Origin of the sequence: Variovorax sp. EBFNA2, assembly GCF_033802765.1 — a bacterium.
GTDB lineage: Bacteria > Pseudomonadota > Gammaproteobacteria > Burkholderiales > Burkholderiaceae_C > Variovorax > Variovorax paradoxus_H.
Window position 1 is genome coordinate 5,280,516 of sequence record NZ_CP138496.1, and the last position, 20,413, is coordinate 5,300,928.

Consider the following 20,413-nt stretch of genomic DNA (forward strand, 5'->3'; position numbering starts at 1 on the left):
GCCTGCGCGCTATTCGATGCGGAAGACGAACTCCTGCGTCGCCAGCACTTCCGCGTCGCCCGTGGTCTGGCACTCGTAGCGCATCACCGCGGCGCGCACGGCCGAGTGGTACACGCGCGGCCCCGACAGGAAGCGCACCTCCTGCACATGGCCGCCCTTGATGCGCACCTCGGCCTTGACCACGCCGCCGATGCCTTCGTCCATCGCCTTGCGCGGCATCTCGGGCTTGACCTGCCGCGGGCAGGCCACGGCGATGTCGGTGGTGGTCGCCTTCGGCGGGGCCGGCGGCGCGGGGGGCGCCGGTGGTGCGGCCGGGGGCGGTGGCACGGGCTCGGTGTTCTGTACGGCGGTGATCGCGGGCGCCGAGGTGACGGGCGGCGTCACGGCCGGTGGCGGCACGTAGGCCGGGCGCGGCGGTCGCGGCGGCTTGGGCGTTTCCTGCCGCACGATCTTCTTCGGCGGCGGAGGCGGCGGTGGAGGGGGCGGCGGTGGCGGCTTGATCTCGCTGATGATGGTTGCCTCCATCGGTTTCTTGATCAGCTCGACCGTCTGTCGCGCGAGCCCCGACACGAGCGCATAGCCCACGCCGACGTGGAACAGCACCATCACGGCGATGCCGACGGGCCCGAAGCGGGACTTGGGATTGAAATCCTTCCGGGAGCGCTTCATGGGACGAACTGCTCCGCGCCGACGATGCCCAGCTTGCTCACGCCCGTGCGCTGCGCCGAAGCCATCACGCCCGCCACCACTTCGTACTTGGCGCGGCGGTCGGGTCGCAGGTGCACCTCGGGCTGCACGGCCTGCGCGGCGACCTGCTCGAAGCGCCGTTCCATTTCACTGCGGTCGGTCAAGGGCTCGCCGTTCCACTGCACGACGCTGAGCGCGTCGATGTCGATGCGCAGCACCTCGGGCTTGAGGTCGCTGGGCGGCGGGTTGCCCGTGGGCATGTTCAGGTTCACCGAATGCAGCTGGATCGGGATGGTGATGATCAGCATGATCAGCAGCACCAGCATCACGTCGATGAGCGGCGTGGTGTTGATGTCCATCAAGGGCTCGTCGGAGGGCGCGCTGCTGCGCCGCCCCTGCTTTTCTTTTCTTGGCATGGCGTGTCTCGCTGTCTGCTCGTCTCAGTTGCGCGCGGGCGGCTCGGTGATGAAGCCCACCTTGGCGATCCCGGCCGCCTGGCAGGCGTAGATGATCCGGCCCACCGGCTCGTAGTCGGAATGCCAGTCGCCGCGGATGTGCACCTCGGGCTGCGGGTTCAGGGCCGCCACCTTGGTGAGCCGCGCGACCAGCGCGGGCGTGCCCTGCACCGGCGTGTCGTACCAGTAGGTGCGGCCGCTGGCGTCCACCGAGATCACGACGGTCTCGGGCTTGCTCTCGCGCACCTCGTTGCGCTCTTTCGGCACCGCGACGGGCACCGAGTAATTGACCACCGGAATGGTGATGAGGAAGATGATCAGCAGCACCAGCATCACGTCGACCAGCGGCGTGGTGTTGATGGCCGCAATGGCCTGTTCCTCGTCTCCCCCGGAAGCCGGGATGTTCATCGCCATGGCGCCGTCCGCTTGCGTGTGCGCGCGGGCGTCAGGCCGCGGCGCTGCCGGCCAGGATCACGGAGTGCAGCTCGCCGCTGAACTCGCGCACGTCGTCCATCACCGTGATGTTGCGGCGCAGGAGCCAGTTGTAGCCCAGCACCGCAGGCACGGCCACGGCCAGGCCGATGGCGGTCATGATGAGCGCCTCGCCCACCGGGCCCGCCACCTTGTCGATCGACGCCTGCCCCGCCACGCCGATGGCGGTGAGCGCGTGGTAGATGCCCCAGACCGTGCCGAACAGGCCGACGAACGGCGCCGTCGAGCCCACGGTGGCCAGCAGCGACATGCCGTTGCTCAGGCGACGCTGCACGCGCTCGGTGGCGCGGTGGATGCACAGGTCGACAAAGTCGGCAAAGTCGACCTTGCCGCGCAGGCCGTCGTGCTTCTGCGTGGCCTGCATGCCGGCGTCGGCAATGAAGCGGAACGGGCTGCCCTCGGCCAGCCGCGAGGTGCCGGCCTGCACGGTGCCCGCGTTCCAGAACTCGTTGTCGACCGCGCGCGCCTGGCGGCCCATGCGCATCTGCTCGAGCAGCTTGGTGACGATCACGTACCAGCTGCCCATCGACATGATCGCCAGGATGGCGAGCACGGCCTTGGCGACGGCATCGCTCTGCGACCAGAGCGCGCCGACGCCGTAGGGGTTGTCGACCTTGGCCGTGGCGGCATGTGTGGCAGCGGGTGCAGCGGGTTTTTCGGGCACCGCCACGGGCGCCGGCGCAGCAGCAGCAGCACTGGCTGCGGCCTGCGGTGCGGCCGGCGTCTGGGCACCCGCCAGTTGCGGCGCGCTGCCCAGGCCGAGGGCCAGAACGAAAGGCGCGGCCACCGCCGCCAGCCGTGCAAGGAATGTCTTCGTCATCGTTGTCTTCTCCGAAAAAAATTGGTTCTCTGCAGGCCGCGGCTCACCAGCCGCGCGCCTTGTCCCAGACCGCCTGCACGCCGCTGCCGGCGCCTTCCACCACGTGGTAGCGGTCGTAGGGGGCGGCGGTCATGCAGGCGTGGTGCGGCAGCACGCGCACGCGGGCGCCGACGGGCAGCGCGCGGAACATGGCCTGTGCGTCGGCATCGCTGTCGCCCTCGCAGGCGATGAGGCCATGCTCCTGGTGCAGCTCGGCCACGCACAGCCCGGGCAGCGGCACGGTGCCCTCGGCCTGGCACACCAGCCCGAAGCCCAGGCCGCTACGGAACTCGGCCGCCGACTGGTCTTTCGACAGCGCGAGCGCGCCCGCGTCGATGAGCACGCGGCGCGAGCGCGGGTTGTGGCCGATCACGGTGGCCAGCACCGACAGCGCGATGTCTTCCACGCCGCAGATGCCGCGCGCCACCTGGTCGAGGTCGCAGAAGGTGTAGACGCCGGGGCGCATCTCGGTGACGCCTTCGAGCGTCTGCGCGCACACGGCCGTGGGCGTGGAGCCCACGCTCACCACCTCGACCGGGAGCCCGGCCGCGCGCAGCCGCTCGGCCGCATGCACGGCACCGGCGCGCTCGGCTTCGGCGATGGCGCGGATCGCCGTGCCGCCCTGCACGTGGTAGCTGTGGCCCGCATGCGTGAGCACGCCGGCGAGCAGCAGCGATTCGCTGCGCTGCACTTCGCGCGCGAGCAAGAGCAGTTCGTCGTCGTGCGGACCCACACCGCCGCGGCCGCCGCCCGTATCGATCTCGAGCAGCAAGCGGAAAGTCGCGCCCAGCGCTCGCGCGCGCGCACCGGCGGCCTGCACGGCCTCGATGGAATCGGCCAGCAGCGTCACGCGCGCGCCGTGCGTGCGCTGGATGTCGTGCAGCGCCTCGATCTTGTTCGCGTCGATGCCGACGGCGTAGGTCAGGTCGGTGAAGCCGTGGCGCGCGAAGTACGCGACCTCGGCCACGGTCGACACCGTGAGCCCGCCGGCCTGCCCGCGCGTGGCGCGCCGCGCCACTTCCACCGACTTGGCGGTCTTCAGGTGCGGGCGCAGCGCCACGCCGTGGCGCGCCGCGCGCTGCGCCATCGCTTCGCAGTTGCGTTCGAGCACCCCGACGTCGAGCAGCAGCGCGGGCGTGGTGAGTTCGGCCAGCGGCGTCATCGGCCGGTCCCCGACGCGATCTGCGCCATCACGCTGTCGATTTCCTCGGCCAGGCGCTGCACCAGCGGCGGCAGCAGCACCAGCGTCATGTGCGCGGCGCCTTCGATGCAGGCCAGGCGACGTTGCGTCGACAGCGCCGCATGCGCTTCCTGGAACGCGGGCCAGCGCTGTTGCACCGCGGCGATCGCCGGGTCGGCGCCGGCCGGCAGCGGCTGCTGCTTCGCCCACAGCACGGCGAGCGGACGCGCACCGAAGTCAGGCGAGGCAGCCGCCTGGCGCGCGACGTGCGGCAGGCCGCGCACTTCGGCCAGCATGGTGTCGAGCGCCTCGGGCGTGTAGGTCGCCTTCATCTGGCGCAGCACCTGCGGCATGTCGGCGAACAGGGCCTCGATGGGCGCCTGCTCCGGCGGCGGCGGGCCGCCGGCCTGGAAGTTGGCGCGCTTCTCGCGCTCGGCGGCGAACTGCGATTCGGGCGGCGCGTCGTACATCGTGAACTGGTCGGGGTGGCTGGCGTCGAGCATCACGACGCCGGCCACCTGCTGCGGATACAGGCCCGCGTAGACCCGGTTCAGCAGGCCGCCGAGCGAATGGCCGACGAGCACGATCGGGCCCGTCACGCCGGCGGCTTCGAGCAGCGCATGCAGGCGGTGCGCGGTGCGCTCGCCGTCGAAGGGCGCGTCGTCGGCCTCGCTCCAGCCCATGCCGGCGCGGTCGTAGCTGATCACTGGGTACTTTGCCGACAGCGCCTGCTGCAGCCGTGCGTAGGTCGGCGAGGCGCAGCCGCCGCCGGCTTCGATGATGAGCGTGGGCTGCGACGCACTGGCGGGCGCGGGGCCGCTGCGCTGCAGGTGCATGCGCCGGCCGTCGATGGTGTAGAGCTCGCCGGGCGCAGCCATGTGGTGCGGCCGGCCGGGCTGTTCCACGCGCGGCCAGTAGTCGAGGTCGCGCACGCGGTACGGCAGGTTGGCGAAGTCGGTGCTCAGCGACGATGGCGTCGACACATACAGCACCGCTTTCGCGAGCGGGCCGAACTCCGCATGGAAGTGCTGCGCCGACTTCACGATGACCAGCTTCTTGGCCGCAAGGTCGATGCCCAGGCCCGTGAAGAGGTCGGCGCCGATGACCTGGTTGCGCTTGCTGATGAGCACGATGTCCACGCCGTCGGCCGCCTGCACCCACACGCACGGGCCCATGGGCGTGCGCACGCCCGAGAGGCCACCCTGCGAGTGCGCCTCGACCACGCGCTTGACGGTCACGTGCAGGTCGATCGGGTCGCCCGAGGCCGGGCCGCACTTGCCGCCCAGGCGCAGCTCGAAGCTCGCGCCCTCGCCCGCGTCGCGGCACAGCTGCACCGCGCCCAGGTCCCACACGCCGCCGAAGGCGACGTCGCCGATGCCGCGATCGAGCACGGCGCGCAGCATGAAGGTGCTGTCGCTGGTGGCACCGCCGCCGGCGTTGTCGGCGGTGTCGGCAATGACCACGGGGCCGTCGGGCACGGCCATGGCGCGGGCGAGCGTTTCTTCGATCGAGAGCGAGGGCACGCCGGTCTCGTGGCGCAGGTCCCAGAAGGCGCGGCCCAGTTCTTCGGCCAGCCGGGCGGCCAGCGCCGGGTCGTTGTCGGTCACGACCCACATCTTGGCGCCCGACTCGGGCACGTCGGCCCACGGGAAGCCATGGCCCAGCGACACCGAGAGCACGCCCGGCAGTTGTTCGGCGGCCTGCATGCGGCGCACGAAGCCGGCCATCGGTTCGCGCGTGGTGTGCCACTTTCCGACCATGCGGCAGTCGTGCACGGCCGTCACGGGCCGCACGCGGCCCTGCGCGGTGTCGACCACGATGCGGATCAGCTCGCGCAGGCGATCGAACGCGTCGGTGTGCGGATATTCCTTGTAGCAAATGATCGTGTCGGCCGCGTCCAGCATCTTCTGCGTGAGGTGGCAGTGCAGGTCGAGCGAGACGCCGATGGGCACGTTGGGGCCGACGATGTCGCGCACGCGCGAGATCACGTCGCCTTCGCAGTCGTCGTAGCCGTCGGCCACCATCGCGCCGTGCAGCACGAGGATCACGCCGTCGACCGGGCCGGCCTTGCGCAGGTCGTCCAGGATCTCGTCGCGCAGGCGCTCGTACACGCTGCGCACGGTGCGACCGAGCGGCTGCGCAAAGGCCAGCAGGCTCTCGACCGTTTCATGGCCTTCGGCAGCCAGTTGCTTGCGCACCTCGACCGCGTACAGGCCGTAGCCGGCCGCATCGCGCGTGCTCGCGTCGCCGCGGAAGATGCCGTATTCCTCGTAGCTGCCCAGGCCGGTGGGGGCCGAGACAAACGTGTTGGTCTCGGTGGCGAACAGGGTGGTGAAGAACTTCATGCGCGGGGCTCCTGGCGGGCGAGATGGATGTTGCGGGTGCGCATGGTGTCCAGCCGCAGTCCCACGACACGGCCGGCCTTGCGCTCCACGTTGAGGATCGATTTGCCCAGCTGCGCCAGCACCGGATCGGCCGAGGCGAGCACCATCACGTCGGCCGACAACGGCGTCAGTGCGCACACGTGCTGGCCGTGGCGGCCCTGCACCGTGAGCAGCAACTTGCCGTCGACCAGCGCCATCTGCGCGGTGGCGTCGAGGTCGGGGCTGGTGTAGTCGCCGCACAGTGAGTCGGCCAGCGACGCGGCATCGGGCGCGGTCTCGGGCAGGCGCTCGAAGCGGCGCGGCTGGCCGCCTTCGTGCAGCACTAGCGCGTCGGGCGCGCGCTGCGGATCGATGTCGCCCGCGTCGATCACGAGGTCGTTCACCGGAATGTCCTGCAGGCCCAGCCAGAGCTTGCCCTCGCCCTGGTGCAGCGGCTGCGCGCCGCTGGCCTGCCACGACATGCCCAGCTTGCCGCCGACCTCCGCGAAGCCCACCAGGCTGCCCGTGGACGGCGCGTGGTAGCGCTGGCCGACCAGCGCGGGGAAGTCGCTGGCCAGGGGCCGCACTTCGGGCGGCGCGAGCGCGTCGCCCAGCAGCAGCTCGATCACCCGGAGCGCCAGCGACGCCGGCGACACGGGCGCGCCGTTCACCATGGCGATGATGTGCAGCTCGTGGCTGGGCACACTGATCATCTGCGACTGCGCACCGAGCACCGCGCCCGCGTGGTGGACGATCTCGACGCCGCGGTACGGATGGCGCGCAAGGCCGAAGCCGTAGGTCACCTTCGGGCCCGACGACAGCGTGGTGGGCTCCGACAGCAGGGCCCAGCTCTTCGCGCTGCCCACGATCTTTTCGCTGCCGTGCATGTGTTCAAGCCAGCGCAGCATGTCGTCCGCCGTCGACACCAGCGAGCCGCCGCCGTCGAGTTCGCACGGGTACACGCCGCGGCGCCAGCCGCCGCCGGGGGCGGGCATGTACAGGCCGGCCATGTGCGGTACCACGTCGAGGTCGGTCTGCACCGACGAGGTGTCGGCCATGCCCAGCGGGCCGAAGAGGCGCGCCTTGAGGAAGTCGTTGAAGCTCTGGCCGCTCACGCGCTCGACGATCTTCGCCAGCAGGAAGTAGCCGCCGTTGCTGTAGACCATGTGCGTGCCGGGCTCGAAGTTGAGCTCGCTCTGGCGCGCCATGGCCGGCAGGCCCGGGCCGGGCAGCGTGAACGTGAGGCCATGCGCAATGGCCCACAGCTCGTCGTGGCCGCGCCAGCCGCTGGTGTGCGTGAGCAGGTGGCGCAGCGTGGGGCCGTTGGCGCTCAGCTGCGGCAGCTCGGGCAGGTATTTCTGCACCGGGTCTTCCACGCTCAGCAGGCCGTCTTCGGCCAGCAGCAGCACGGCCATGGCCGTGAAGTGCTTGCTGGTGGAGGCGATGCGCATGCGCGAGGTCGGCGTGAGCGCGACGCCCATCTCCAGGCTGGCCATGCCGACGGCGCGGCGGTACAGCAGGCGGCCATGCTGCGCGATGCCCAGCACCAGGCCGGGCGCGTCGCTGCGGTTCAGGGGCGCCACCAGCGCGTCGATGGCGGCCAGTGCGGACGCGGTGTCAGGAAGAGAGGCTGAAGCTTGGGGTTGTGACATGGGGGAACAACGAACGATGAATTTGGGGGGAGCGGATGTCGGCGCAGAAGGCTCAGTTCGGCTTCGCCTCGCGCATCAGGCGCACGAACGGGCCTTCGGTGGCGCGCAGCACCATGGCGCCCAGGCAGCCGCCGACCAGCGTGGTCGCGACGATGGACACCGCCAGCCCGTTGGGCATCGACTTGAGGGCGTCCGACAACATGCCGACCATCAGCGGCCCGACCACGCCGAAGGGCAGGCTGGCCAGCGTGAGCATCGCGATGGTGCGAGCGCGCAGGTGCGGCGGCGCAGCGTCCTGCAGCACGTTGGGCAGCAGCACCGCGCTGCCGATGAGCGGCACCACCAGGAGTCCCAGCAGCGCGAAGTTGTGGTTGGCCGAGCTCGTGAACAGCAGCAGCGTCGACAGCAGCGCAGCCGTGAGATTGCCCAGCATGATCAGGCGCAGCGCCGCGGCCGGGCCCATGCGCGGCTGCGCATAGCGCATGGCGCCCACGCCCAGCAGGCCGCCGGCCACCGTGCCGCAGAGGAATGCGAGGCCCATGCCCTGCCCCATCTGCACCGGCGTGACGCCGTAGGTGCGCGCCGTCACGATCGGCAGCCAGGTGCCCAGCGAGCTCAGGCCGACGCTGGTGAGGCCGACGCCGACCACCAGGCCCGCGAAGGTGCGCCAGTGCAAGCGCAGGTGCTCGCGCAGCGTCGTGGCGCCCGAGGTTTCGGCGGCCGGTGCCCCGGGCTTCGCGGCCTGCGAGCCTTCGCGCGGCGTGCGCCGGATCGACAGCACGAGCAACGTCACCGGAATGCCGGCGGAGGCCAGCACGAAAAAGGTCAGGCGCCAGGCTTCAAGCTGCTGCATCGCGACGGGCAGCCAGGGCCGCAGGTCGTCGGTGAGGTGCACGATGGTGCCGCCCAGCAGCGCGCCGAGCGCACTGCCGAAGATGGCCGACAGCGCGAACACCGCATTCGCCAGCACCCGCTGCGCGCGCGGGAACAGGTCGGGGATCATGCTGTTGGTGATGGGCGTGAGGCCCGCCTCGCCCACGCCCAGGCCGACGGAGGCGACGAACAGCACGCCGTAGTCCATGGCCGTTCCGCGCATGGCGGTGGCGGCGCTCCACAGCACCACGCACGCGGCCAGCACCACGCGCCGGTCGTAGCGGTCGCTGAGCCAGCCCAGCGGCAAGGTGGCGATGCCGGTGAACAGCACGATGCCCGCGCCCTGCAGCAGCCCGAGCTGCGTGTCGGTCAGCGACAGCGTCTGGCGGATCGGCTCCGTCAGCAGCGTGAGGATGACCTTGTCGATCGACCCCAGCACCGTCGCGATGATGAGCACCACCAGCGCATACCAGGCGCTGGTGGGCGCCTTGCGGTTCGTTTCGACGGCCGCAGGGGCGGCCGCATCCAGCGGCATCGGTGCCGCGAACGGTGGGAGGCCCGACATGTCAGAACGGGACGTTGACGTTCACGCCGATGGTGCGCGCCGGCACGAGCGCCGCAGTCACCAGGTTCGGGTTCGCGTTGAGTCCGGTTTCGATCGACACGATGCCGCGCTTGTTCGTCAGGTTGCGCACGTAGGCCGAGACGCTGAAGGTCTTGAAGTCGATGCCCGCCTGCAGGTCGACCAGCGTGTAGGCCGGCATGGTGATGCTCGGCAGGGCCGCACTGCCGCGGTAGCCCGCGTCGCGCTTGCCGGTGTAGCGCGCGCTGATGCCGACATAGGCCGGGTGGTCGGCCAGGCTGAAGTTGCGCGTCACGCCCAGCGTGGTGGCAAAGCGCGGCGTGTGCGGCAGGCGCGTGCCGGCCTTGGCGCCGATGCCCTTGGCGTCCTCGGTCAGGCGCGCGTCGATGGCGGCGGCGTTGGCCGTGAAGCGCCACTCCTTGCTGGGCTTCCAGTTGAGCGTGAGCTCGCTGCCCTTGATACGGGCCGCACCCGCGTTGGTGATGAAAGTGAAGGCACCGTTGCGCGTGGGCTGCTGGACGCCGCTCCATTCGATGTCGTACAGCGCCGCTTCCAGCGACAGCGTGCGGTCCAGCAGGTCGGCCTTGTAGCCCAGCTCGTAGCTCCACAGCGAGTCGGAGTTGTACGACGGCTGCACGACGCGGCGGTCGGTGTCGGGCTTCAGCACGTTGGGACCGCCGGGGCGATAACCGCTGGCCGCGCGGAAATACATGGTGCTCGTGTCCGACAGCGTGTACTTGGCGGCGGCCAGGTAGGTGGTCGGGCTTTCCGACGAAGTGCCGGCGGCACTGGCGCCGGCCGCACCGACCAGCTGGCCGGTCTGGCGGCTGGCGTACGCCTGGTTGTTGCGCGCCAGGCGCAGGCCGCCGGTGAGCGAGAACTTGGGCGTCACGTTCCAGGTGACGTCGCCATAGAGCGCCTCTTCGCGGTAGCGCGAGGACTGCGTCGACGTCAACAGGCCGAGGCTGCGCCCCCCGATCAGATTGGCGTCTATGCCGCCGTTGTTGCTGCCGCGCTCGCGGTTCAGGTACAGGCCCGCCAGCCACTCGATGGTGGTGCCCGAGCGCGAGGTCAGGCGGAACTCCTGGCTGACGCGGTGCTGCTCCACGGCACTGTTGAGCGGCACCGAGGCCACCGGCAAGCGCAGCGCGCTCAGCATCGGCCCATACAGGCCGGTGACGTCGACGGTGGTGTTGATCTTCACGTCCTGCGCGGAGGTGATCGAGTTCAGGCGGGCCCAGCCGAAGTCGTACTCCACGTCCAGCCCGAACAGCTGCGTGAGGTTGCTGTACGACTCATTGGCCGACATCTGGCGCGTGCGCTCCCGGCTCCAGGGGCGCAGCGTGCGCTTGTCCATCTCTTCGAAGCCCAGGCCCTTGCGATGCACGTCTTGCACGGTGCCCGTGAGGCGCACCGTGAGTTCGCGCGTGGGCGTGAGCAGCAGCGAGACGCGGCCACCGTCGGTGTGGCCGCGGTCGTAGTTGCGGCCGCGCGCCAGGCCCGTGGCGTCGTAGCTGCCGCCGACCTGGTCGGTGAAGGCGGCGAAGCGGATGGCCGCCACGTCTTCCTTGAGCGGCACGTTGAGCACGGCGCCGGTCGTGAAGCCCGGGCCGCCGCCCTGCGTCCACGAGGTGCCCAGCCGCACCGAGCCCGCGAACTCCATGGTGTCGGGCTGGTTGGTCACGTACTTGAGCACGCCGCTCATGGCGCCGGCGCCGTACAGCGTGCCCTGCGGGCCGCGCAGCACTTCGATGTGGCTCAGGTCGAGCATGCCCATGTCCAGCGGCGTGTTGCCGCCGTTGGCACCGGCCGAGCTCAGGCCGGTGGCCACGTCGTCCACGTACACGCCCACGGTCGCGATGCCCTGCACCGGGCCCATGGTCAGCCCGCGCATGGTGAGCGTGCCGCCCACGGTGCCGCTGCTGGTGAGGTTCACGCCCGGTTGCTCGGCCACGTAGTCGGCCAGGTTTTTCGCGCCCGCGCGTTGCAGCGCCTGCGCCTTCATCACGTTGACCTGCATCGGGATCTCGCGCACCGGCTCGCGGCGGCGCGTGGCGGTGATGGTGACGCTGTCGAGCGACTGCGGTGCTTCGTCGGCCACCGGCTTCGCTGCCGCAGCGGCCGTGTAGATCACGATGGCGCCGTCGTCACCGCGGCGCGTGCGCAGCGGCGTGCCTTCGAGCAGCTGCGCCAGCGCATCCTGCGGCGAGAGCGCACCCTTCACGCCGCGCGTGGCCACGCCCTTCACGTCGTCGACCTTGTAGAGCAGCTGCACGCCGCCTTGCGCGATGTAGGCGTCGAGTGCGGTCTTGAGATCGCCGCCGCTCACGTCGAAACCCTGGGGCGGGGTCTGCGTCTGCGCGTGCGCGGCCATGCCGCTCGCCAGCGCCCATGCGCCGCCGATGACCCATGGGCGCAGGGCCCCGTACGTTCGCTTCTTCTTGGATGGCAGACCGGTGCGAGGCGCAATGCGATTCATGGGGTGTCTTCTCCAGCGTGGTTATTTGTTTGGGTACCCACTGAGACGAATGCCCCGTCACATTCCGGTAATTTTCTAATTCGAAATTCTGATTTCGTTGCCGTTCTCTTGCGCAGCGAGGCCGAAGCCCTGCTTGAGAAGGGCCACGAAGCCGCTCATGTTGTTCGCATCGAAGCTGCCGCCGATGCGCACCTGCGCGACGACCGGGTCGGCGATCACGAGCTTGCGCAGGTTGTAGCGGTTGAACTGCGCCGCCGCGTCGCCCAGCGTGGTCTGGTCGAACACGAGCTTGCCTTCGCGCCAGCGCAGCTCGTCGTCGACCTGCTTGGGCGCCTTCGACATCACGAGCACGTTGTCGGCATGCGTGACCGCCGCCTGGTTGCGCGTGAGCACGGTGGGCCCGGCGCTTTTGGCATCGGGCTTGGCCGCGGCGATCTGCACGCGCCCTTCCTCCACCGTCACGTTCACCTGGTCGCCCTGGCGCCGCACGAGAAAGCGCGTGCCCAGCACGGTGATGAGGCGGTCGCCGGCGACGACGACGAAGGGGTGTGACTTGTCGTGCGCGATGTCGAAGTAGGCCTCGCCCGCGTCGAGCCACACCTTGCGCCCGCTGTCGTTCACGGCCGTGCGCAGCTGCGTGGCGGTGTTCAGCGTGAGCTTCGATCCGTCGGACAGCGCGACCGACTGGCGCGCGCCCACGGCCGTGGCGTAGTGCTGGCCGCGCTCTTCCTGCGTGTACTGCCAGCCGAGCCAGGCGGTGCCGGCTGCGGCCACGAGCACGCCGGCGGCGATGCGCTGCAGCGAGAAGCGCGACAGGCGTTGAGGCGGACGTGACGCCTGCGGCTGTTGCGCAGGCGCCGGCGCGGGGATCGGGATCTCCGGCGTGCGCAGGGCGCCCAGCCGGTCGCCGCGCTCCCAGGCGCTGGACAGCCGCAGCCAGGCCACGCGGTGGGCGATCGACGCGGCGATCCAGGCGTCCAGCTGCTGCTGGTCGGTGTCGGTCCAGGCGCCGCTGTCGCGGCGGGCCAGCCAGTCGGCGGCCAAAGATTCAATGCGCTGGGCGTCGCTCATGTGGAAAGCCTCCGCTCGTTCTGCGCTCGCCCGAAGGCCTTGGTGTCCAGCTGCACGCCGCCCGACAGCAGCGCGTCGGCCAGGGCGCGCACGCCGCGCGACACCTGCCGCTCGACCGTGTCCTCGGTGATGCCCAGCTGGGTGGCGACCTCGCGCTGCGAGAGGCCGTCGATCTTGCGCATCTCGATCACGCGGCGGCATTTGGACGGCAGCGCGTCGAGTGCGGTCTGCAACAGCCGCAGCTCGCCGCGGCCGGCGGCGTGGCGCTCGGGCGTGAGCTCGTCGGCCGAGAAATCGAGCGCGTCGAGGTCGGCAATGATCTCGATGGAAACGATCTGCGCGCGCCGGGCGCGGTCGATCAGCAGATTGCGCGCGGTGGCAAAAACGAAGGGCTTGACCTGGTCGGGCATGGATCTGGAGGCGGACTCATAGATGCGCACGTAGACGTCCTGCCGCAGGTCGGGCACTTCGGCGTCGTCGCGCCAGTTGCGGCGAAGGAAACGCGTGAGCGCGGCTTCCATCGGCAGCACCTCGCTGACGAACCAGGCATCCAAGTCACTGAGAACCACGAAGCGCTCCTCGAAATTGAAGGGCCGAAAGGAGAACGGCAGGCCGCCGGGATTGGCGACAGACAGTGAGACGAACGGCCCGAAGATTTCCGGTAACGCGCGGGGGTCCGGCGGCGAAATTTCTTCCAATTTCCGTGCCCGGCGGCAGCTCCCGAAATTCTAGAAGGCCGGGTCCAAGGGCTTTTCCCCCTTGCCCCGTTACCGGAAAGTGCGCTCGAACTCGTCTCACCGGGGGCAGAAGAAAAACCAATTCGCGGAAACACAGACCGACATGATTCGAATCCGGAGGCAGCCCCCCACCCTCCTTGCCCTCTTCATCACCCGCCCCCGCCTGGCCCTGACCCTGGCTGTGGCCGCCGCCGGCCTGCTGGCGACGGGCCTGGCCTTCGCCCACGCGCGCGAGTTCGACGTGAAGGGCGGCGAGCTGCGGCCCGCGCTCGACGCCTACATCGCGCAGTCGGGCGTGCAGCTCATCTACAAGATGGAAGACGTCAAGGACCTTTCCACCCGGGGCATCAAGGGAAAGGTCGCCGCCGACGCGGCGCTGGACCGCCTGCTCGACGGCACGCGCCTGCGCGTGCGGCGCGGGCAGGACGGCGCGATGGTGCTCATTGCGCCGGCCCGGTCGCCGGCCGCCGCCCGATCGGAGCCGCCGCCGCGCGTCGAGTAATACGATTGGCTTCTGTCGTGCGCCTGCGCGACAGTCCGGCGCCGTACAGCCCTGCGAGGTGCACCGAATTGGCGCGCATTTCGCGCACTTTCTGACACACTACAAGCGCAACACGCGAATGGTGTGAGCCGTGCCCCCACGGCCGGCCAGTGGTCCCGCCGCTTCGCTGCGCTGCCTGCACGACGCCCATGAAAATTTTTGCGAACGGGAAACCCCGCATCAGCCTGAACACGCGCCTCAGCGTCGGCGTCGCGGCCATCGTGCTGGCCACCACCTTCCTCATCGCCACGGTGGCGCTGCACCTGGTCAAGGACCGCATGCAGGCCTCGATCGCCAACGAGGAGTTCGCGCGCCTGTCGGCCATCGCGAGCGCGGTCGACCAGAAGTTCGCCAGCCGGCGCGTGCTGCTGAAGACACTGGCGGAGAGCGTGGCCACCCACGGCTTCACCAGCGACGCGCCGCTGCAGGCTTTTCTGACGCAGCACCCCTCGCTGCGCGCGGCCTTCGACAACGTCGCCATGCTCGACACCGACGGTGACCTGATCGCCAACATGAACGGCCCCGACCAGCTGCACAAGCTGAACATCAAGGACCGCACGTACTTCAAGGACACGGTGTCCACCGGCACCGGCCTGATCTCCGAGCCCTACCGCAACCGGCTCAGCGGCCTGGCGCAGGTGGCCATCACCGAGCCCGTGCGCGACCGCGACGGCCGGGTGCGCTTCGTGATCTCGGGCTCCATCAACCTGAAGGACCGCAACATCCTGGGCGACCTGGCCGACGTGCGCTTCGGCCAGACCGGCTACGTGTTCATCACCACCGCCGACGGCATCGTGATCGACCACCCGCTGGCCGACCGCGTGCTCAAGCAGGCCAACGCGGCGATGGCCGACGACGCCCCCGATCTCGGCCGCGCGCTGGCGGGCTTCGAAGGCACCTTCGAAGGCATCAACCACGCGGGCGTGCCCGGCCTGTACGCCTTCAAGCGCATCCGCCAGGCCGACTGGATCATCGGCTCGATGTACCCGCGCCACGAGGCCTTCGCGCGCATCGACGCCATCGAGCGCACCGCGTGGATCGGCGCCATCGTGCTGGCGCTGCTGGCTGGTGCGCTGGCGCTGGCCGTGGCGCGGCGGCTGCTGCGCCCGGTCACCGAACTGCACCGCCACATGCTCGACGCCCACGCGGCCCCCGACCGCGCGGCCGTGGCGCGCACCTACCCGGACGACGAGATCGGCGACCTGTCGCGCACCTTCGACCGGCTCATGCAGCAGCGCCAGACGAGCGAGAAATTCCTGCGCGACATCACCGACAACCTGCCGGCCATGATCTCGCACGCCGACGCGCAGGGCCGCTACACCTTCGTGAACGCGCGGCTGTGCGAGGAACTGGGCTACACCGTCGAGGAACTCGTGGGCCAGCCCGTGCAGAGCATGAGCGGCCTGCACGACGACCCGACGCTGGAGAGCAACCTGCAGCGGGTGCTGGCGGGCGAAGCCGTGTCGTTCGAGCGGCGCGGCGCCGCGCACCGCGACGAGGAAGAGCACTTCTTCCAGACCGACTTCATTCCCGATGTCGCCCCGCAGGGGCAGGTGCGCGGCTACTACGCGATGACCTTCGACATCACCCAGCGCAAGCGCATCGAGCTCGAGCTGGCGCACAGCGAGGCGCAGATCCGCACCATTGCCGACAACATTCCCGCACTGGTCTCGCACGTCGATTCCGGGCTGTACTACACCTTCGTCAATGCCAAGGTGCGGGCGCTGCACAACGGCAATCCGCTGGTCGGCCGGTGGATGCCGGGCATCCGGGGCGAGGCCGATTTCGCGGTGGTCCGCCCGCACATCGAGCGCGCCCTGGCGGGCGAGACGGTGATCATCGAGAAGGTCGGCGACCCGGCGCTGGGCATCGGCGAGCGCACCTTCAAGGCCCACTACATCCCCGACCAGGACGCCGAGGGCATGGTGCACGGCGTGTTCGCGATGACCTTCGACATCACCGACGAAGTGAACATCCGCCGCGCCCTCACGCAGCAGGAAAAGCGCCTGCGCGACGTGACCGACAACATTCCGGCGCTGGTGGGCTACTTCGACCGCGACGAGAACTGCCTGTACGGCAACAGCCGCGCGCGGCAGATGGCCGGCCTGGGCGAACGCCAGCCCCTGGACGGCGTGACGATGCGCTCGGCCCTGGGCGAGGCCATGTATGTGCAGCACCTGCCCCATCTGCCGACTGTGTTCGCCGGCAAGCCGACGCACTATCCGGTGCAGGCGCCGCTGCACGACCGCGAGGGGCACTTCCAGGCCAACCTGATTCCCGACAAGGACCTGAACGGCCAGGTGGTGGGCTTCTATCTCATGGCCTTCAACGTCACGGCGCTGAAGGAGGCCGAGCGCAAGCTCATCGAGCTGGCGCGCATGGACGTGCTGACCGGCCTGCCGAACCGGCTGGCCTTCAACGAGCAGCTGCCCGCGGCGATGTCGCGCGCGCGCCGCGCCGACGGCGGCATGGCGCTGATGTTCCTGGACATCGACCACTTCAAATCGATCAACGACACGCTCGGCCACGCCATCGGCGACGGCGTGCTGGCCGAATACGCCCGGCGCCTGCGCTGCAGCGTGCGCGAGACCGACACCGTGGTGCGCCTGGCGGGCGACGAGTTCGTGATCGTGCTCGAGAACGTGCGCTCGAAGGACGCGGTGGCGGGCGTGGCGCAGAAGATCGTCGCGCACATCGAGGCGCCGGTGTTCCATGTGGACGGCCGGCGGCTGGACGTCACGACCAGCATCGGCGTCGTGTTCCTCGAGACGGTCGATGCCACCGTCGGCGCCGGCGAATTGCTCGCGCGCGCGGACACGGCGCTCTACGATGCGAAGTCGCAGGGCCGCAACCGGTTCGCGTTTTTCCGTTAGCGTCGAGACCTCGCCGCCCCCACACCACCAGGAGATCCATCCATGGCCGCCACCGAAGTCGTCATGCCCGAACAGCTCGTGCAGGAGCTCGAACTGCAAAGCCGCATGCCGATCGCGCGCATCGGCCAGGCGCTGATGTCGCTGGGCATGGTCACGCAGACGCAGCTGGACGCCGCACTCAAGCAGCAGCAGCGCGAGCCCACCGTGCCGCTGGGCGAGACGCTGGTGCGCATGGGCGTCGTGAGCCGCGGCCAGCTGCAGACCGCGCTGGTGCGCAAGATGGGCTACCCGCTCGTGAACCTGCATGTGTTTCCGGCCGCGACCGACGCGCTGCGCAAGGTGAGCCACGAAGCCGCGCGGCGCCTGCAGGTCATGCCGCTCATGCTGCACGGCGGGCGCCTGGTGCTGGCGCTCGACGATCCGACCAACCGGCACGCGGTGATCGACGAAGTGGAGTTCATCGCGCAGATGAAGGTGATCCCCGTGCTGGGCCAGTGCCTGGACCTGGACGGCGTGCTGCACAAGGCCTACGAGAAGGTCGGCCAGGTGGCGGCCGACCGCCCGGTGGTCGACATGAACGACCCGATGCGTCCGCTCGAGTTCGACATGACGGGCACCAGCACGCTGCTGAAGACGCTCGAGAAGGAAGAATCGGCCGCCGCGCCCGCCGCCGGCGAGCCGCCCGTGGAGCAGTCGGACAACTCGCTGGTGCGCATGATCAACAGCATGATCCTCGAAGCGCACCGCGAGGGCGCCTCCGACATCCACATCGAGAGCGACCCGGGCCAGGAAAAAACGCGCATCCGCTTTCGCCGCGACGGCCGGCTCTACACCTACCTGGAGCTGCCGCCCAGCTACCGCAACGCCGTGGTCGCGCGCGTGAAGATCATGTGCGACCTGGACATCAGCGAAAAGCGCAAGCCGCAGGACGGCAAGATCAACTTCTCGAAGTACTCGCCGCAGCACCGCATCGAGCTGCGCGTGGCCACCATCCCCACGAACAACGGCCTGGAAGACGTGGTGATGCGCATCCTGGCCTCGGCCAAGCCCATTGCGCTCGATGCGCTGGGCTTGTCGGAGCGCAACCTGGCGCAGCTGTCGCAGGCGGTCGACCGGCCCTACGGCATGGTGCTGTGCGTGGGCCCCACCGGCTCGGGCAAGACCACCACGCTGCACTCGGCGCTCATGCGCATCAACACGCCCGAGCGCAAGATCTGGACGGCCGAAGACCCCATCGAGATCACGCAGCCGGGCCTGCGCCAGGTGCAGGTCAACCCGCGCATCGACTGGACCTTTGCCAAGGCGCTGCGCGCCTTCGTGCGCGCCGACCCCGACGTGATCATGGTCGGCGAGATCCGCGATGCCGAGACCGCGAAGACCGCCATCGAGGCCTCGCTCACCGGCCACCTCGTGCTGTCGACGCTGCACACCAACAGCGCCCCCGAAACCGTGACGCGCCTGCTCGACATGGGCATGGACCCGTTCAACTTTGCCGACTCGCTGCTGGCCGTGCTGGCACAGCGGCTGGTGCGTTGCCTGTGCCCGCAGTGCGTGCAGAGCCGCCCCGCGACGAGCGAGGCGGTCGAGGAGTTGCTGGCCGACTACATGCACGCCTTCGGCACACAAGACACGCCGGCCGCGCGCGACGCGGTGCGCGCCGAGTGGCTGCAGCGCCACGGGCGCGACGGCCAGTTGCAGACCTACAGCAGCACCGGCTGCAAGCACTGCAACGACACCGGCTTCAAGGGCCGCGTGGGCATCCACGAACTCATGGTGATGTCGAAGGGGCTGCGCCGGCTGGTGCAGGGCGGCGCGCGCGCCGAGGAACTGCAGGACGCCGCCATGCGCGAAGGCATGCGCACGCTGCGTCAGGACGGCATCGAGAAAGTGCTGGCGGGCCGGACCACGCTCGAGGAAGTGCGCGCGACCAGCAACGTCTGACGCGGGAGCAGGCTCAGCTCAGGCGGCGGCGTCCCACGCCACCGCCGGCAGCATGGCGATGGCCGGCCGCGCGAACAGGTAGCCCTGGAACAGCTCCACGCCGAGCTCGCGCAGCGCGCGCACCTCTTCGGCCGCCTCCACGCCTTCGGCGATCACGCGGATCTGCAGCTCGTCGCAGGTGGCGACAAAGCCCCGCACGATGGTCAGCCGCACCGGGTCCGCATGGATGCCGCGGATCAGGCTCATGTCGAGCTTCACCACGTCGGGCTGGAACGCGGCCAGCAGTTCGAAGCCTGCGTAGGCCGCGCCGAAGTCGTCGATGGCCGAGGTGAATCCGTGGCGCTTGAAGACCCGGAAGGTGTCGGCCAGGCCGTGCAGGTCGCGCACGCGCTCGCCTTCGGTGACCTCGAACATCAGCTGGCGCACCGGAAACCTGCAGCGCCTGGCCGCAGCCATGGCGGTGCGGAAGCACTCGGCCTGTCCCGCGACGTCGTTGGGCATGACGTTGAGGCTGAGGCGGGATTTCATGCCCAGGCCCGAGGCGATCTCGATGGCCTTGACGCGGCAGGCTTCGTGGAAGGCGAAGCGGTCGACCGGATCGATGCGCCCCAGCACCTCGGCGGCGCCTTCGCCCGACAGGCCGCGCACCAGCGCCTCATGGGCATAGATCTCGTGCCGGCCCAGGTCGACGATGGGCTGGAACGCCATGGTGAACCCCGAGGCGAGGCCCGCAGGCGCGGCATCCGCATGAATTTCGGTGATCACGGTTGGTGGACCTCGCAGGCAAGATTGCAACGGCGTCGGGTGGCGCCTCCCAGGGCGTAAATGTAAACGGTTCTATACACAGCAGGTGCAACCATCGGCAGACAACAGACGCGTCGCATGCCGGCAAGCGCCTGTGCCGCGAGCGGGTTGTAGACCGAAATGACTCATGGGTTTTCCCGGTATCAGAAAAATCTGTAGCCGCTTTGGGACGGTGGTGCATGTCCCCTGTCCCGTCGGGGAGAGATTGGGTAGAAAGGGATCGCCCGCTACCGAAACCGGTGGGTGGATTTTCGTTGTCGTTCCTGGGTTTCCAGTCCACCGATGAAAGGTCCCGTCCGATGCGCCACCTGCCTCGCTCCCTCCTTCGCACCCTGGCCCGTACCGTGCTGCCCGTCGGCGCCTTGCTGACACTGGCACCATCCGCACTGGCGGTCACCACGACCACGACCTTCCAGGTGACGGCCACCGTGCTCAAGGCCTGCCTCATGACGACGCCGGCCACACTGGCGTTCGGCAGCTACGACCCGTCGGCCGCCTCGCTGAACGGCACCACCAGCCTCAACGTCACCTGCACCTTCGGCACGCCCTACTCGATCGGCCTGAGCGCGGGCGGCGGGACGGTAGCGAACCGCCTGATGACCAGCGGCTCGTCGGCCGCCGGCAACAACACGCTGGGCTATGGCCTGTTCAAGGACAGCGGCCACCTGACCAACTGGGACGACAGCGTCGCGGGCACCGGCTACACCGGCAGCGGATTGCCCCAGACGCAGACGATCTACGGCCAGATTCCCACAGGGCAGTACGCCGCGGCGCCGGCCACCGACTACACGGACACGATCACCGTCTCGCTGACCTACTGACC

The 20,413-nt window shown here is 69.6% G+C and carries 16 protein-coding genes; 4 read left to right on the top strand and 12 right to left on the bottom strand.

All coding sequences use genetic code 11. The features are described from left to right. Nucleotides 1–9 precede the first annotated feature (9 nt). The 11 genes from RZE79_RS24825 to RZE79_RS24875 all read right to left on the bottom strand — a co-directional run bounded on the left by RZE79_RS24825 (nt 10) and on the right by RZE79_RS24875 (nt 13,263). Complete coding sequence (locus RZE79_RS24825) at nt 10–669, bottom strand: energy transducer TonB (RefSeq protein ID WP_319357248.1); 660 nt, start codon at nt 667–669, stop codon at nt 10–12. Continuing rightward, entirely contained in the window at nt 666–1,103 is a 438-nt protein-coding gene (locus tag RZE79_RS24830) for a biopolymer transporter ExbD (RefSeq protein WP_153282317.1), read from the bottom strand. The genes RZE79_RS24825 and RZE79_RS24830 overlap by 4 nt, the downstream gene beginning before the upstream one ends. 24 nt (nt 1,104–1,127) lie before the next feature. Beyond that, on the bottom strand, nt 1,128–1,556 hold the full coding sequence (locus RZE79_RS24835) for a biopolymer transporter ExbD (RefSeq protein WP_101488902.1): 429 nt from the start codon (nt 1,554–1,556) through the stop codon (nt 1,128–1,130). Between the two features lie 31 nt (nt 1,557–1,587). Further along, nucleotides 1,588–2,454 carry a MotA/TolQ/ExbB proton channel family protein gene (locus tag RZE79_RS24840; RefSeq protein WP_319357249.1) on the bottom strand — a complete coding sequence of 289 codons (867 nt, stop codon included), beginning with the start codon at nt 2,452–2,454 and terminating at the stop codon, nt 1,588–1,590. A 43-nt stretch (nt 2,455–2,497) separates the two neighbouring features. After that, the gene (locus RZE79_RS24845) at nt 2,498–3,655 is read right to left on the bottom strand and encodes an alanine racemase (protein ID WP_319357250.1); all 1,158 of its coding nucleotides are present in this window, start codon (nt 3,653–3,655) and stop codon (nt 2,498–2,500) included. Further along, nucleotides 3,652–6,018, bottom strand: coding sequence for an alpha/beta fold hydrolase (locus RZE79_RS24850; RefSeq protein ID WP_319357251.1), 2,367 nt, complete (start codon nt 6,016–6,018; stop codon nt 3,652–3,654). Before RZE79_RS24850 ends, RZE79_RS24845 begins: the two co-directional genes overlap by 4 nt. Then, nucleotides 6,015–7,688: a serine hydrolase domain-containing protein gene (locus RZE79_RS24855; RefSeq protein ID WP_319357252.1), complete on the bottom strand. Its 1,674-nt coding sequence runs from the start codon at nt 7,686–7,688 to the stop codon at nt 6,015–6,017. Before RZE79_RS24855 ends, RZE79_RS24850 begins: the two co-directional genes overlap by 4 nt. A 52-nt stretch (nt 7,689–7,740) precedes the next feature. Next, nucleotides 7,741–9,126, bottom strand: a complete 1,386-nt coding sequence (locus RZE79_RS24860) for an MFS transporter (RefSeq protein WP_319357253.1) — start codon at nt 9,124–9,126, stop codon at nt 7,741–7,743. 1 nt (nt 9,127) lies between these two features. Then, nucleotides 9,128–11,623, bottom strand: coding sequence for a TonB-dependent receptor (locus RZE79_RS24865; RefSeq protein ID WP_319357254.1), 2,496 nt, complete (start codon nt 11,621–11,623; stop codon nt 9,128–9,130). Nucleotides 11,624–11,698: 75 nt separating this feature from the next. Then, a complete protein-coding gene (locus RZE79_RS24870) occupies nt 11,699–12,694 on the bottom strand; it encodes a FecR domain-containing protein (RefSeq protein ID WP_319357255.1) in 996 nt (331 codons plus the stop codon). Next, nucleotides 12,691–13,263, bottom strand: a complete 573-nt coding sequence (locus RZE79_RS24875; RefSeq protein ID WP_228122001.1) for an RNA polymerase sigma factor — start codon at nt 13,261–13,263, stop codon at nt 12,691–12,693. The genes RZE79_RS24870 and RZE79_RS24875 overlap by 4 nt, the downstream gene beginning before the upstream one ends. 271 nt (nt 13,264–13,534) lie before the next feature. Between RZE79_RS24875 and RZE79_RS24880 the strand changes: the two genes are divergently transcribed. The 3 genes from RZE79_RS24880 (at nt 13,535) to RZE79_RS24890 (ending at nt 18,786) form a co-directional block, all read left to right on the top strand. Further along, the gene (locus RZE79_RS24880; RefSeq protein ID WP_319357256.1) at nt 13,535–13,933 is read left to right on the top strand and encodes an STN domain-containing protein; all 399 of its coding nucleotides are present in this window, start codon (nt 13,535–13,537) and stop codon (nt 13,931–13,933) included. 188 nt (nt 13,934–14,121) lie between these two features. Then, the gene (locus RZE79_RS24885; RefSeq protein ID WP_319357257.1) at nt 14,122–16,845 is read left to right on the top strand and encodes a diguanylate cyclase domain-containing protein; all 2,724 of its coding nucleotides are present in this window, start codon (nt 14,122–14,124) and stop codon (nt 16,843–16,845) included. Nucleotides 16,846–16,887: 42 nt separating this feature from the next. Next, nucleotides 16,888–18,786, top strand: a complete 1,899-nt coding sequence (locus tag RZE79_RS24890) for an ATPase, T2SS/T4P/T4SS family (protein ID WP_319357258.1) — start codon at nt 16,888–16,890, stop codon at nt 18,784–18,786. Between the two features lie 18 nt (nt 18,787–18,804). Here the strand turns inward: RZE79_RS24890 and RZE79_RS24895 are convergent, their stop codons facing one another. Beyond that, nucleotides 18,805–19,551, bottom strand: a complete 747-nt coding sequence (locus tag RZE79_RS24895; RefSeq protein WP_319357259.1) for an EAL domain-containing protein — start codon at nt 19,549–19,551, stop codon at nt 18,805–18,807. A 338-nt stretch (nt 19,552–19,889) separates the two neighbouring features. On the opposite strand from RZE79_RS24895, the gene RZE79_RS24900 reads away from it, so the two are divergent. Next, nucleotides 19,890–20,411: a spore coat protein U domain-containing protein gene (locus tag RZE79_RS24900; RefSeq protein ID WP_319357260.1), complete on the top strand. Its 522-nt coding sequence runs from the start codon at nt 19,890–19,892 to the stop codon at nt 20,409–20,411. Nucleotides 20,412–20,413 lie beyond the last annotated feature (2 nt).